Consider the following 14,429-nt stretch of genomic DNA (forward strand, 5'->3'; position numbering starts at 1 on the left):
TAAAAACGGGAGTATAAACGTTTAATACAGGACTAACCTCTTAAAAAACAGAAACCTTGAAAATCAGAAAATCTACCGGAATACTGTTGTTATTCATGGCAGTTCCTTTTATCAGCCTTGCCCAGGATTGGCACGTGGGCGCTTTCCTTGGTATCAGTAACTACAGCGGAGATCTTACCGAAAAAAGAGTAGACCTCAGGTACACCCGTCCCGCGCTGGGACTGTTGGTGAGAAAGGATGTTAACCGTTATCTGACTATACGCGCCGCATTGACCTGGGGCATATTGACCGGCGCAGACAGCACCGCGACCGACAAATCGCTGAGAGCCCGCAACCTCAGCTTCCGCACCAATGTACTGGAAGGCAGCCTCATTGCAGAACTGAACTTTTTTGACATGGATGAAAGAGGATATACTCCCTACGTATTTCTCGGCGTAGGCGGTTTCGGCTTTGATCCGATGGGGAAAGACCGCTCCGGCAACTGGGTGCGTTTACGCCCGCTGGGTACGGAAGGACAAGGCCTCCCGCAGTATCCCAGCCGGCAGCCTTATGATCTCTTTACTTTTTCCTTTCCTTTCGGCGCCGGTGTAAAGGCCAAGCTCAACGACCGCTGGACCCTCGGCTTCGAGATAGGCCTGCGGCCTACGCTCACCGATTACCTCGATGATGTGAGCACCACTTACGTAGATAAAAATACCTTGCTGGCTTATCGCGGCCAGGAGTCGGTAGATATGGCCTATCGTGGCGACCAAGTGAACAGCAAAGACATTCCGCCCGGCACCTATCCGCCTGATGGAACGATACGCGGTTCCTCCAAACATAAGGACTGGTACTCTTTCTCGGGCTTTACGATCACCTATCGCTTTGGCGGCGATGGCGGCAACAGGTGGGGTAAACAGAAATCCCTGCGCTGCCCGGTGCTGAGATAACCGATACGGCTTTTTTCAAATAATTAATTTGAAATATCTAAATAGAAATTAACGAATTGGCATAGTGTTTGGGCCAATGGGCCCAAATTCAAGCCCCCGATAAAGTCCATTTATAAATTGTATCCCTCCGCGCATGCGGGGGGATTTTTATTGGCACAGTTGTTGAAATTGACTGTTTAAACAGGTATTGATGCAGCCACCAGCTTAATACTGGCGCGGATTTTACGAATCGCGGAGAGGAGTGAAGGAGCAACAAACCAGCACATTAAGTTGGTGTGCAACAACCTGTAGGTTTCACGAAAAATATAGTGCCATGAAGAAGATACTAGCTTTGGCCGCTGTTATTCTGATAGCTGGAACCCTTGCAGTGAACGCACAACATAGACCGCCAGCACCGCCATTACCGCCGGCGCCACCACATCCGGCGCATTTACCACATCCGCCGTTACCACCTCATCCACCGTTTCCTCCAAGACCTCCAAGGCCGCCACGTCCCTGGCATCACCATGGAAGACATTACAGGCCTTATCACCCAAGACATCATCAACACTACAGGAGGCACCATCGATATGCCATCAACAATAGCATGGTACCATTCCCGGGAGCAGAAATGACCACAGCAGCCGCACATCAGCTGTTTGTACTGTCTTGATAAAATAAACACGATTTGATTTTTTAACCAACCAATCTTGAACTAAAAACCACACAACATGAAAAAAGTACTGCTGATGATGTTGCTGATGGGTGGAGCCGTACTCACCACCTATGCGCAAAGAGGATATGACCGTGGCTGGCATGGCCGTGGCAACGGATGGGGCCATTATAAACACGGGGATTATGATGATGACGACAGATGGGAAAGACGCCGCTGCGAACGGGAACGTTATCGCGACTGGGATGATTGCGAGCGCCCGAGAAGAGTAGTGTATTACAGAAGGCCCTACTACGCGCCTGTAGTGCCCGTACCGGTTCCCGTTCCTGGCCCGGTATATTACCCGTCCAGGCCAAGAGTAGCCTTCCATGCAGGTGTTAGCATCGTGAACTAATAAAGAAGGACACAATAAATAATTTGGGGATTTTTTGATTGACGGATTTTTGAATTTAATAGCGGACTTGGTAGTCCAAATTCGAAAATCCGTCAATCAAAAAATCCCCAAATTATTTATTGTACTTTTGTTGATTGGTTAACAACTCAACGAACAATGGCTTATAAAAATCTGAGGCATTTTATAGATACACTGGAACAGGCCGGAGAACTGGTGCGCATCAAAACCTACGTAGATCCGAAACTGGAGATCGCCGAGATCACCGACAGGATCAGCAAATCACCCGGCGGCGGAAAGGCCCTGCTGTTTGAGAATACGGGCTACGACTTTCCCGTGCTCATCAACTCCATGGGCAGCTATCGCCGCATGTGCATGGCACTCGGCGTACAGGAACTGGACGATGTAGCCCGTGACATTGAAGCCTTGTTCAAGCTGCTCTCAAAGCCGAAAGAAAGCATCCTCGACAAACTGGCCATGCTGCCCAAACTGGGACAGTTCGCCTCCTGGATGCCCAAAGTGATCAGCGGAAGAGGCGCCTGCCAGGAAGTAGTGATGAGCCATCCCGACCTCGGCAAACTGCCGGTCATGCAATGCTGGCCTAAAGATGGCGGCCCCTTCATCACGCTGCCGGTAATCCACACCAAAGACCCGCTGGCCGGCACCCGCAACGTAGGCATGTACCGCATGCAGGTATTTGAAAAAGACCTCACCGGCATGCATTGGCATAAACATAAAGTATCCGCCAAACACTTCATGGAATACAAGAAGCTGAATAAACGTATGCCCGTTGCCGTTATACTCGGCGGCGATCCGGTATATACTTATTCCGCTACCGCGCCCTTGCCTGAAAACGTAGATGAATACATGCTCGCCGGCTTCCTCCGCAAGAAGAAAGTAGAATTGGTGAAATGTATCACCCAGCCCGAGATAGAAGTGCCCGCAGATGCGGACTTCGTAATAGAGGGATATGTTGATCCTTCGGAAGACCTTATCTGGGAAGGACCCTTCGGCGATCATACCGGCTATTATTCCCTGGCCGACTGGTACCCGAAATTTCATGTTACTGCCATCACACACCGTAAAGATGCCGTATATCCGTCAACGATAGTAGGCATCCCTCCGCAGGAGGATGCCTGGATAGGAAAGGCTACCGAACGCATTTTCCTGGCGCCCATCAAAATGACGCTGGTGCCGGAGATCATTGATATGGAAATGCCCGTGGAAGGCGTATTCCACAACCTCGTGATCGCGCAGATCAAAAAAGATTACCCCGGCCAGGCACAGAAAGTGATGAACGCCATGTGGGGCGCCGGACAGATGATGTTCAATAAAATACTGGTGGTGAGCGACGAAGGCGAAAACATCAACGACTACCGCAAGCTGGCGCAGTATGTTTTCCGCAACCTGAACCCCGCCACAGATATCTATCTCAGCCAGGGGCCGATGGATGTATTGGACCACTCCTGCTCCAAAATGGGCTTCGGCGGCAAAATGTGCATCGACGGTACCCGCAAGCACGATGAAGAAACTGATAACCATTACCTGCAAACGCCCGCGCCGAAAACATTGGATACCGCCGCCATCCGGCAACAGTTTCCCGAGATCAAAGATATCAATGCCAGTTTGCTCGCCATGGATATTTCCTGCATACTGGTGGCGGTAGAGAAGAACCGGCCCTTCCATGTGAAAGAACTTACCGAACAACTCTACACCTTGCCCGTGCTGGCAGGGGTGAAGATGATCCTCTTCGTAGAACATACGGTGGATGTAACAGACCTTGCGTCTGCTCTCTGGCGCTTCTGCAATAACCTCGATCCCAAACGCGACAGCTTTGTGATCAACAAGCCGGATGCCGCCAGCGGCAAGTATATCGGCGGCATCGGTATGGACGGTACGCTCAAAACCAGGCTGCTGGACAATTTCGAGCGCGACTGGCCCAACATCATCGTAGCAGACGACGACACCATCCGCAAGATCGACGCCAAGTGGCAGGACCTGGGCCTGGGGCCCTTCCTGGCATCTCCTTCATTGAAATATAAACAACAGATCTATGGCGAAGAAGCAGTGGTGGAACAGTAGCATCTTATTTTTCCTGCTGATAGCGTGCAGTAGCCTCCAGGCTGCGGCGCAGGCCAGGACAGCGGATTTCAACTATCTCGACCGGCTGGAGGGCACCTGGAAGATGGAGACCAAACGCAGCACCGTAGTTGAAACCTGGACACGCGTGAACGACTCCACCTGGCATGGTCGCACCTGGCGCGTAGTGGGCGCCGACAGCGCCTTGCAGCAATCAATACAGCTGGTGCGTCATTACGATGGCATCTACTTTATTCCTGCTTATACCGGCAGGGAAACGTTTGCACCTATACGATTAAAACTGCGCGTACTCAAGCCCGTTGGCTTTGTGGCGGAAGACCTGCAAAATGATTTCCCGCAGAAGATCACGTACCGCTTTGTTTCGGGCAGTCAGCTCGATGCGCGCGTACAGGGCAAGCGCGATGGTACTATTGAAGAATATATCTTCCATTATACGGCGGATAAAAAATAGACCAGGATTTAACGGATTAAAAGGATTAGCCTGATTTAACGCGGAGGTTATTTAAGCGAAGATTATTTAACGCGAAGATCAGCAGCAGTAGCGGATTTAAGCGAAGGTTATTTAACGCGAAGATCAGCGGTAGCGGATTTAAGCGAAGAAGCCCTTGAAGCGCTCATAGCGCTTCAAGGGCTTTTGAGTTTAAAGCGCCTATGTTTTTATTGTTTGTGTATCTCTGATGTGAAGTTGAATTGTATATCCGGATTGTTGGTACGTTCGGTATTGAGGTACCATTCTGATTGCGCGAGATATACGAGGTGGCCGTCTTTATCTTCCACGATGTTGGCGGATTTGAAGCGGATGAAGTCTTCCACTTTATTTTTTGGTCCGGTGATCCAGCAGGCTTTGTAGAAGGGCAAGGTATTGAACGCGCAGGCGGCGCCATACTCTTGCAGGAGGCGGTACTGGATTACTTCAAACTGGAGGTCGCCCACGCAACCGATGATCTTGCGGTTACCGCCATGCTGCGTGAAGAGCTGCGCTACGCCTTCATCAGTGAGCTGGCGGATACCTTTTTCCAGTTGTTTTGTTTTCATCGGGTCTTTGTTCACCAGCTCCTTGAAGAGTTCGGGAGAGAAGCTGGGGATGCCGGTGAAATAGAAGTTCTCGCCTTCGGTGAGGGTATCGCCGATCTTGAAGTTGCCGGTATCGAAGAGGCCTACTACGTCGCCGGGGAAGGCATCGTCTACCACGTTCTTTTCGCGGGCGAGGAAGCTGTAAGGGTTGCTGAACCTAACGTCCTTGTCTAAACGAACATGATGATAGAACTTGTTGCGTTCAAATTTGCCGGAGCATACGCGCAGGAAGGCGATACGGTCGCGGTGGCGCGGATCGAGGTTGGCGTGTATCTTGAAGATGAAGCCGCTGAATTTATCTTCCTGCACATCGATCTCGCGGGTGCTGCTTTCGCGGTTGCGAGGAGTTGGCGCAATATCTACGAAAGTATCGAGCAGGTCTTTCACGCCGAAGTTGTTCACTGCGGAGCCGAAGAAAACGGGCGCCAGCTGGCCTTTCAGGTAGGCTTCATTATCGAAGGTATCGTATACGCCTTCGATCAGTTCTACGTCGTTGCGCAGCTGTGCGGCATCCTGTGCGTTGAAGTGCTCATCAATATAGCTGCTGCTGAGATCTGCGAGCGGCACTACATCTTCGTCGGTTGCTTTTTTATTGGGGAGGAAGTTAACCAGGCTTTTATCGTAGAGATTATAAACGCCTTTGAAATCCTTACCCATATTGATCGGCCAGCTGAGGGGCCTTACGCGGATGCTGAGTTTTTCTTCCAGTTCATCGAGGAGGTCGAAGGGGTTTTTACCGTCGCGGTCCATTTTATTGACGAAGATGATCACGGGAGTGTCGCGCATGCGGCATACTTCCATGAGCTTTTCGGTTTGTGTTTCCACCCCTTTTACACAGTCGATCACCAGTACAACGCTGTCTACCGCGGTGAGGGTGCGGTAGGTATCTTCAGCAAAGTCTTTGTGGCCGGGGGTATCGAGGAGGTTCACGAGGGTATCGCGGTATTCGAAGGTCATTACCGAAGTGGCTACGGAGATACCTCTCTGCCTCTCGATCTCCATGAAGTCGGAAGTCGTATGTTTCTTGATCTTATTGGATTTCACCGCACCGGCAGTCTGGATGGCGCCGCCGAACAGGAGGAATTTCTCCGTGAGCGTGGTTTTACCGGCATCCGGGTGCGCGATGATGGCGAAGGATTTTCTTTTATTGATTTCGTTAGCGTACTTCATAATTGTAATGTCCGAAAAATGGCAGCAAAGGTAACTAAATTTTTTATCCGGCTATATTTCGTGTTTATTGGTGCAGGAGATGGGCTTAAATACGCTAAATTTGGAATATGATAGCTACCCTGAAAATTTTATGGAATAGTCTGAAGATGGCGCTGCAAGAGCTGCGAGTGAACAAGCTGCGTACTTTTTTGTCGCTGCTTGGCGTCACCATCGGTATCTTCTGCGTGATCGCGGTGTTTACCCTTACGAATAGCCTGGAACGTAACGTGCGTAATAGTTTGGCCGACCTCGGCGAAGACGTGATCTATCTTCAAAAATGGCCCTGGGGTGGCAATGGCGAATATGCGTGGTGGAAATATATGAACCGTCCCGAGCCGGAATACAAGGAGCTGAAGATCATCCAGGAGAAGGTGCAGAGCGCCAGCTATGCTTCATTCAACTTTGAATCGGGCGGCAGAAAAGTGGAATACCGGGATGATTATATGGAAGGGGTGACGATGATGGCGGTGACCAATGATTTTGACCAGATACAGGCCTTGCAGATACTGGACGGCCGTTTCTTTGCCAATACAGAAAGCAATGCCGGTACGAATGTATGTATCCTGGGAGCTACCGTATGGGATGGCTTGTTCGCCAGCCCGGAAGCCGCTATAGGCAAGATTGTGAAGGTAGCGGGCCGCGATACCAAAGTGATCGGCGTGCTGAAAAAGAAAGGGGAGAGCATGATCGGCGCCAGCAGCTACGACAATGCCATCATCCTGCCTTATAAATATGCACGTACTTTGATCGACGAGCGCCGTTTCGCCGATCCGTATATGCTCATCAAAGCCAAGCCCAACGTATCGCTCGAGCAGCTGAAAGATGAGCTGCGTGGCGTGATGCGCGCGGCGCACCGGCTGAAGCCCCGCGAGGAAGACGATTTCGCGCTCAACGAGATCAGCTCGGCCAATGAGAACCTGAACGCTATGTTCGGCGCCATCAACGTGGGTGGCGGCTTCATCGGGGTATTTGCGCTGATCATCGGGGCCTTCGGCATTGCCAATATTATGTTTGTGACCGTAAAGGAAAGAACAGCGATAATCGGGCTGAAAAAGGCCATCGGCGCGCGCCGCGGCATTATCCTCATGGAATTTCTGATAGAGGCGATACTGCTTTGCCTTATCGGCGGCTCTTTGGGTTTGTTGCTGGTATACCTGGTGACGATCGTGATCAGCTCCTCCGGTTTTCAGATATTGCTTTCTTTGAACAATATTGTCATGGGACTAAGCATATCCGCCGTGGTAGGGATATTGGCGGGTTTCATCCCGGCGTATTCCGCAAGTAAGCTGGACCCCGTGGTGGCGATCAGGAGTAATTAAAAGAAGCAAAGAAAGATATTAAGGAAGGAAGCCCTTGAAGCGCTCAAAGCGCTTCAAGGGCTTCTCCACTTTAATTCGTAATTTCGCAGGTTATGGCAGTAAAAATATTAGCGATAGAGTCGTCGTGTGATGATACAGGTGCGGCAGTATTGGTAGATGGAAAGATATTATCAAACCAGATCGCCGGGCAGAAGGTGCACGAGCAATATGGCGGCGTAGTGCCGGAACTGGCTTCCCGCGCGCATCAGGAGAACATTGTACCGGTAGTAGATATTGCCCTCAGGCAGGCGGGCATCCGGAAGGAGGAGCTGAGTGCTATTGCCTTCACGCAATCTCCGGGGCTGATCGGTTCTCTGCTGGTGGGCAGCTGCTTCGCCAAATCGATGGCGATGGCACTGAATATCCCGCTGATAGGCGTGCATCACATGCAGGCGCACGTGCTGGCCAACTTCATCGACGATCCCAAACCTGATTTTCCTTTTCTTTGTTTGACCGTTTCCGGCGGCCATACGCAGATCGTGCTGTGCGAAAGCCCCTTGCAGATGCGCGTGATCGGCGAAACGCTGGACGACGCCGCTGGCGAGGCTTTTGACAAAAGCGCCAAATTGCTTGGATTGCCTTATCCTGGCGGTCCTCTGATCGACAAATACGCGAAAGAAGGCGATCCGCATCGTTTTAAATTCCCGGAGCCGCGTATCCCCGAGCTGAACTTCAGCTTCAGTGGCCTGAAAACAGCCATCCTGTATTTTCTGCAGGAGCATCAGCAACAAGATCCTGATTTCATCAAAAATAATCTCGCCGATATCTGCGCTTCTATACAATACCGTATTATCAGTATCCTGCTGAATAAAGTGCTGAAAGCCGCGCAGGAAACGGGTATCCGGGATATTGCCATCGCTGGCGGCGTGAGCGCCAACAGCGGACTGCGTAAGATGCTGGAAGAATATGGCGCAAAATATCACTGGCGCACCTTCATCCCTAAATTTGAATATTGCACAGACAATGCCGCCATGATCGCGATCACGGCGTATTATAAATACCTTCATGGCGATTTCGCAGGACTGGATGCAGTGCCTACGGCAAGAGCAGCGTTTTAGATTTGGGGATTTTCGGATTTTCGATTTTGGAATTTGAGTGTTTGAGATTTGTGCGGATGGAAATTACCCGGCATGATCGATCAATCATAAATAACAAAATAATAAAATAAATAAATAAAACGATTTAGTTTTATGCCATTCACGTAATGGCATTTTTTATTTTATGAAGAAGATATTGATGGCTATACTGGCCGCAGGCTTGATATCCGGCGCCAGCGCACAAGAGACGGCTTCCCTTAGCGCCTGGAAGAACCAGAAATATTCCATGTTCATACATTGGGGCGCGATCTATTCCACGCTGGGAGGCGTATGGAAAGGCAAACCGGTGACGGTGGGTTATAGTGAGCAGATACAGGCGCATGCCGGCATTTACAGTGATGTGTATGGAGAAGTAGCAGCACAATTCAATCCTGCTCACTGGAACGCAGATTCCATCGTATTGCTGGCAAAGGCCGCAGGCATGAAGTCTGTGGTGATGACTTCCAAGCATCATGATGGCTTTTGCATGTTCCATACCGCTTATACTGATTATAATGTAGTAGATGCCACGCCGTTTAAAAGAGATGTGCTCAAGGAATTGTCTGATGCCTGCCAGCGGCATGGCCTCAAGTTCGGGATGTATTTTTCGCTGATCGACTGGCACTTTCCGCAGGCCTACCCGATATCCAGTACCAATAGCGATCCTATTACGCCGGAGCATCATGAGTTTAACAAGAAGCAGGTGGCCGAGCTGATGACCAACTACGGCCCGGTGTCGGAGATATGGTTTGATATGGGCTCCCTCACGGCGCAACAGAGCCGCGAGCTGGCCGATGTGGTGCATCGCCTGCAACCCGGTTGTATGGTGAGCGGCCGCCTCGGTAACGATGCCGGCGATTTCTGCGTGATGGGGGATAACCAATACCCTGATTACAAAATAGCTTCGCCCTGGCAAACGCCAGCCTCCGTATACGATGAAACCTGGGGCTACCGCTCCTGGCAAAAACACGGCAAGGCCGAAGATAAAGCCCATGAAAAACTGGAAGGCCTCATCAAAGTGGTGAGCCGCGGCGGTAACTATCTGCTTAATATCGGTCCGCGTGGCGATGGCTCCGTAGTAGATTTTGAAAAAGAAGTGCTGCTGCTCAATGGCCAATGGCTGCAACGCAATGGCGACGCCATTTACAGCGCCCATGCCAATCCATTTGATACCACCTTCGCCTGGGGAGAAGTAACTTCCAAGCCCGGTAAACTGTACCTGCATCTGCTGAAAGCGCCCGCGCAAAATACCATCGTGCTGCCGGGATTGAACAGCCAGATAGCGCAGATCAATCTGTTAGGAGATAAAAAGAAACTGGCCTGCAAAGTAAGTTACCGGGACGGTGCGGCTGTAATACAGCTCCCTGGCGGTTTCCAGGTAGATGAGCATATCCCTGTGCTGGAAGTGATATGTAAAAAAGAGCTGGACATCACGCCGCTGCACCTGCTGCAACGAGCCACGGTGCTCAACCGGGACAATGCCACCAGTTTGTATAGTTTCTCCGGGGTAGATTATGAAAGCTATTATCGCAGTAATGTAGGCGAGAAATGGGCCTTCACTGCGCCTGCTGACGCAAAACTGCAATTGGTATATAGCGCCGCTGAAAAAGGCCGCAGCATTACGTTTGCGCTGGATGGCGTTAGTAAGGAGATCAAGCTGGATGGCGCGGCACAGGCGCTTAGTCGTCAGCCTGGCGCATTGCAATGGGGCGCCATTTACAGTGCAGGCCCTTATCGTGCCGCCCTGGCCGATGAGCCGCTGGATGCCGCCCGTATCGATCTTTCCAGCGGATGGACCGCACATCCGGAGTGGCATAACGGGCAGGTATATACGCTCGACAAGAACAAGAACATTACCTATCTCTACCAGGAGATCACGGCTGCGCAGGCAGGCGATTACCTCATTGGCCTGACCAGCGGAGATGGTACTGCCGTATATTTAAATGGCGAACAGCAGTTGTTGCATAATAACCCGGAAAGAGGCGCTACACAATCGGAAGTATTGTTGCTGCCGCTGAAGCAAGGTAAGAACCAATTGGTAGTGAAACTGTACAACCGTTTTGGCAAACAGCTGCAATGGGCCATCAACAAGGATGTGGAGCAAACGATGTACACGCAAACGGTACCTGTTGCCCTCACTAACGCCAAGGTACATACGCTGGTGGTGAGAGAAGCGAACCCGGTATCGGAGCATCGCAATCTCAGGATGCCTAACCTCTCTGTGCAAATATCAAAATAAGTCATGGCTAATTCCTATTTCAGGTTTAAGGAGTTTACCGTTCACCAGGAACATTGCGCTATGAAGGTGTGCACGGACGCATGCATCCAGGGTGCCTTCACGGCGCAATACCTGGCGTCTGGCGATCTAACGGTAAGGGCTATACTGGATATAGGCGCCGGTACGGGGCTGTTGAGCCTGATGCTGGCGCAGCAGGTAGCCGCGGCCATCACGGCCGTGGAGCTGGATGCCGGAGCCGCCTTGCAGGCACGGGAGAATTTTGCTGCGTCGCCCTGGGCGGCGCGGCTGACGCTGCGCGAGCAGGATATACGCAGCATGGCGGCCAGCGAGCAATATGATGTTATTATTACCAACCCGCCGTTCTACGAAGCGGCCCTGAAGAGCGGTGATACACAGAAAGACCAGGCCATGCATGCGACCACCCTCAGCTACCGGGAGCTGATCACCGCGATAGCGGCGCATCTGAAGCCGGAAGGGGTTTTCTCGGTGTTGTTACCCTATGTGCAGTTCGGGGAGTTCCGCCAGCTGGCGGAGGCCGCAGGATTTCACCTGCGCCGCTTGCTGGAGCTGCGGCAAAGCGTAAAGCATGGCTATTTCCGGGCGGTAGGCATCTTCTCAAAAACAGGCGGGGAAACGGATCGCTCGGAGTTGTCTGTTTATGATGAAAATAACGTGTATACGTTACCGTTCGTACATCTCTTACAACCTTATTATTTATACCTCTGAATCTACATAATCTTGCAGATAGCTGAATTTCTCTGTGAGCTTGCCATTGCTGGCGATGGTGGCGTTGATGATCATCTCGCTATCTCCCTTTAATAATTCTTCGAAAACATATTTCATCAACTGATCGCCGAAATACTGGGAAGCGTCGCGGGGCAGCTCATTCGGGAGGTTGCTGACGCACATCATATCTACGGTACCGGGGAGATAGGGTTCGGTGCGCGTCATATCTGATTTTATCACCCCATAGACCGGGTCTTCGATGGTGCTGTCGCCCAGGTTGCAGGGCACAGAGCCGTGTGTATCGTCGGTGATATCGGCGATCACCTGTATACGGAAATTGTCTTTTTGCAGGTCTTTCGGCGTGAACAGCGGCGGGATATTATGATCCCAGTAGATGCCGTTCATGAGGATATCGCTGACGGCCACATAGGGCAGGAAGCGGCATTCGTAATTTTCGGGATGTGCGTGAAAATCAGTACGGCTGTAGGTTTTATCGTTTTTCCGGAGATAAAGTTCACCCGCTTTGAGCTGTGTGTAAACAGGGTAGCCGTATTGGTTCATGAGATATTCTTCCGGGGGCATGTATTTGATGCCGAGCAATCCCATGATTTCGAGCACGCCTGCGGCCACGCGGCCGGAGCCGGTGATCACGATCTTGAGCGGCGGCAGTTTTACGCCGAAGTAATGCGTGATGAGTTCCTGGAAATCGTGACAGGTATGAACGGGCTTGAAAGAAAACTCTCCTGTTTTGCGGCCATAGGCCTGTAATCCGTTGTGGGCGCCCACTACACCGGCAAAGAAGCCAAAGCCGAGGATGCGTTGCCCGTCGGGATGCACGAGGCATTCGTAATCCACGAGGGTGATTTGTTTTTCGAGGATAGTCTGCAACATATGGCGGTTATGCGGCTGCTTCTTTTTCGTATGACTGAAAAAGAGATAGGTTTTGCCCGGCAGCAGCTGATCCGCCGGCACTTCCTTGATGCCCAGCAGGATGCTGCAATGTCCGAGATCTTCTTCCAGTGTAACACCGGCTTTTACATATTCTTCATCCTTGAAACACCGGTGGGGCGAGGGTTGTACGTGTATGCGCACCTGCGGGAAATGATGCATGATCCACAGGCATTGTTTGGGGGTAAAGGCCACGCGGTTGTCGTGGGGATGTTTTTCTTCCCGTATCAATCCAATATGCGTAGTGATTTCCATCTTTCAATTTACTGTATATTTTTCAAATGGATTATTTTACAGCCCGACTGTATCGCCCAAAAAACGAAGGAATAGAGCATGCAAATACCGTAGCCGCCGATGCGTGCACGACTATACGAAATTTTTATACAAGCAAGGGGAGATACACATTTTCAGCGATGTGGACGACGATGAAGCAGCATTCGAATATACAGGTAATTATATCGAAGGAGTGAAGAAGAAGGGCGCTGCGCCTGAATTGGGTGAGATATTACAGATGATGACGTAGTGCGGGAGCATTGCAGGGGAAGAGAATATATTAGTTGGTATATCCCTTATACCTTATGCAAACCTATCATATTCCTTTTATATCAACGTGGAACTCTGCATTGGCGATACTAGTGGTGCCGCAAATTATATTATTAATCATGGTTTTTCATATACATCTTCCGGATTCTGCTATTTTATTTACCGGGATTTTCCTGGTCTGGGCGGCGTTGTGCTATTATATATTCATCGTACTATCCGTTGGAAAAACTGTCTGGACGGCTGATGACGAGGGTTTGCGCTTGTATTGGGCGAGGCGGTTTCCTTTTCATTCCCGTAAAAGGGAGTTCTATTTCAAATGGACAGACATCAAGCAGTTCAGTAGTAGTAGTGACGGGCGCGGTAACAAGTTTCTGAAAATATGGTCGGTGGCTGGTGAGCATTTGAAGCTGCTTCATGTAGATTTGATAGGCTATAGGGATGACTATGCAGCATTTATTGAGATGTTGAAGCAGCGGGTTCGTTGTATCGATTATAAATGGAAATAGTATGAAAAAGGCTGCAGGAATGCAGCCTTTGTTATTCTCAGTCATTTTTAATTTAAAACCCCTTTTCTAGCGATCATAAAAGCGTTATTAGTAAATATATTCAATTTGCAACAATGTTGCAAATATATTTTTTGTACAAGAGACCTGCTGTGGTAGGGCGGCAGCCGGAACTGGTTATTCCGGCTTGCTGTAGGCGGCCACTTCTTCGGAGGTGAGACCGAAGATGGGTGGTGTGGTAACGCCGATCATGTTAAGGTAAAGATAGATTTGCGCGCGATGATGTATTTCATGTTCTACCATAGCGCGCAGCCATTTCCAGGTGGGAATGAGTGCGTTGCCGGGTGTGAGGCATTTACGTTGGAGGTCGTTGTTGGAGAGCGCGTGGAAAATGGCCAGTGATTCTTCGTGTTTGAGATCGAACCAGGTCATGACGGCATCGTATCCATCGGCGAGGTCTTTGCCGCAGCCGCGGTAGCAGCTGGGCTTTCCGGCGATAGTTTCTGCAAACATATATCGTTCGATGGCGGCGATATGCCGTATCTGATCTGCGATGGTGAATTTACCCGGCATGTAGGCCCAATCGAGTTGCTCTTTGGGTATAACGGCAAGCAGCCGTTTGGTACGTTCCCTGATATTGTGATAGTAGGAGAGGAAGCTGTCTATATTTGTGATTTCCAT

At 50.5% G+C, this 14,429-nt stretch carries 14 protein-coding genes; 10 read left to right on the plus strand and 4 right to left on the minus strand.

Going from position 1 to position 14,429, the window contains the following annotated elements:
* Nucleotides 1-56: 56 nt before the first annotated feature.
* Nucleotides 57-929, plus strand: a complete 873-nt coding sequence (porG, locus tag FPG75_RS08505; RefSeq protein ID WP_143306359.1) for a type IX secretion system protein PorG — start codon at nt 57-59, stop codon at nt 927-929.
* A gap of 341 nt (nt 930-1,270) precedes the next feature.
* Here the strand turns inward: porG and FPG75_RS25985 are convergent, their stop codons facing one another.
* Nucleotides 1,271-1,411, minus strand: a complete 141-nt coding sequence (locus FPG75_RS25985) for a hypothetical protein (protein ID WP_161596728.1) — start codon at nt 1,409-1,411, stop codon at nt 1,271-1,273.
* A gap of 228 nt (nt 1,412-1,639) precedes the next feature.
* Between FPG75_RS25985 and FPG75_RS08515 the strand changes: the two genes are divergently transcribed.
* The 3 genes from FPG75_RS08515 to FPG75_RS08525 all read left to right on the plus strand — a co-directional run bounded on the left by FPG75_RS08515 (nt 1,640) and on the right by FPG75_RS08525 (nt 4,523).
* A complete protein-coding gene (locus FPG75_RS08515) occupies nt 1,640-1,975 on the plus strand; it encodes a hypothetical protein (RefSeq protein ID WP_143306361.1) in 336 nt (111 codons plus the stop codon).
* Between the two features lie 156 nt (nt 1,976-2,131).
* Nucleotides 2,132-4,054, plus strand: a complete 1,923-nt coding sequence (locus FPG75_RS08520; RefSeq protein WP_143306362.1) for a menaquinone biosynthesis decarboxylase — start codon at nt 2,132-2,134, stop codon at nt 4,052-4,054.
* Entirely contained in the window at nt 4,026-4,523 is a 498-nt protein-coding gene (locus FPG75_RS08525) for a DUF6265 family protein (RefSeq protein WP_143306363.1), read from the plus strand. Before FPG75_RS08520 ends, FPG75_RS08525 begins: the two co-directional genes overlap by 29 nt.
* 206 nt (nt 4,524-4,729) lie before the next feature.
* Here the strand turns inward: FPG75_RS08525 and FPG75_RS08530 are convergent, their stop codons facing one another.
* On the minus strand, nt 4,730-6,316 hold the full coding sequence (locus FPG75_RS08530) for a peptide chain release factor 3 (protein ID WP_143306364.1): 1,587 nt from the start codon (nt 6,314-6,316) through the stop codon (nt 4,730-4,732).
* Nucleotides 6,317-6,423: 107 nt separating this feature from the next.
* On the opposite strand from FPG75_RS08530, the gene FPG75_RS08535 reads away from it, so the two are divergent.
* From FPG75_RS08535 to FPG75_RS08550, 4 genes are all read left to right on the plus strand, one after another.
* Nucleotides 6,424-7,674 carry an ABC transporter permease gene (locus FPG75_RS08535; RefSeq protein ID WP_143306365.1) on the plus strand — a complete coding sequence of 417 codons (1,251 nt, stop codon included), beginning with the start codon at nt 6,424-6,426 and terminating at the stop codon, nt 7,672-7,674.
* Nucleotides 7,675-7,766: 92 nt separating this feature from the next.
* Entirely contained in the window at nt 7,767-8,771 is a 1,005-nt protein-coding gene (tsaD, locus tag FPG75_RS08540; RefSeq protein ID WP_143306366.1) for a tRNA (adenosine(37)-N6)-threonylcarbamoyltransferase complex transferase subunit TsaD, read from the plus strand.
* Between the two features lie 163 nt (nt 8,772-8,934).
* Complete coding sequence (locus tag FPG75_RS08545; RefSeq protein WP_143306367.1) at nt 8,935-11,028, plus strand: alpha-L-fucosidase; 2,094 nt, start codon at nt 8,935-8,937, stop codon at nt 11,026-11,028.
* Nucleotides 11,029-11,031: 3 nt separating this feature from the next.
* Nucleotides 11,032-11,754, plus strand: a complete 723-nt coding sequence (locus tag FPG75_RS08550; RefSeq protein ID WP_143306368.1) for a tRNA1(Val) (adenine(37)-N6)-methyltransferase — start codon at nt 11,032-11,034, stop codon at nt 11,752-11,754.
* On the opposite strand, the gene FPG75_RS08555 is transcribed toward FPG75_RS08550, so the two are convergent.
* Nucleotides 11,743-12,957, minus strand: coding sequence for an NAD(P)-dependent oxidoreductase (locus FPG75_RS08555; protein WP_143306369.1), 1,215 nt, complete (start codon nt 12,955-12,957; stop codon nt 11,743-11,745). The two genes, FPG75_RS08550 and FPG75_RS08555, sit on opposite strands and share 12 nt — an antisense overlap.
* Nucleotides 12,958-13,060: 103 nt before the next feature.
* Here FPG75_RS08555 and FPG75_RS25990 point away from each other — a divergent pair, with 103 nt between their 5' ends.
* The gene (locus FPG75_RS25990; RefSeq protein ID WP_161596729.1) at nt 13,061-13,225 is read left to right on the plus strand and encodes a hypothetical protein; all 165 of its coding nucleotides are present in this window, start codon (nt 13,061-13,063) and stop codon (nt 13,223-13,225) included.
* A gap of 55 nt (nt 13,226-13,280) precedes the next feature.
* Complete coding sequence (locus FPG75_RS08560; protein WP_143306370.1) at nt 13,281-13,751, plus strand: hypothetical protein; 471 nt, start codon at nt 13,281-13,283, stop codon at nt 13,749-13,751.
* A gap of 174 nt (nt 13,752-13,925) precedes the next feature.
* Here the strand turns inward: FPG75_RS08560 and FPG75_RS08565 are convergent, their stop codons facing one another.
* Nucleotides 13,926-14,429: a DinB family protein gene (locus FPG75_RS08565; protein WP_143306371.1), complete on the minus strand. Its 504-nt coding sequence runs from the start codon at nt 14,427-14,429 to the stop codon at nt 13,926-13,928.

Origin of the sequence: Chitinophaga vietnamensis (assembly GCF_902167635.1) — a bacterium.
In the GTDB taxonomy this organism is placed as follows: Bacteria; Bacteroidota; Bacteroidia; order Chitinophagales; family Chitinophagaceae; genus Chitinophaga; species Chitinophaga vietnamensis.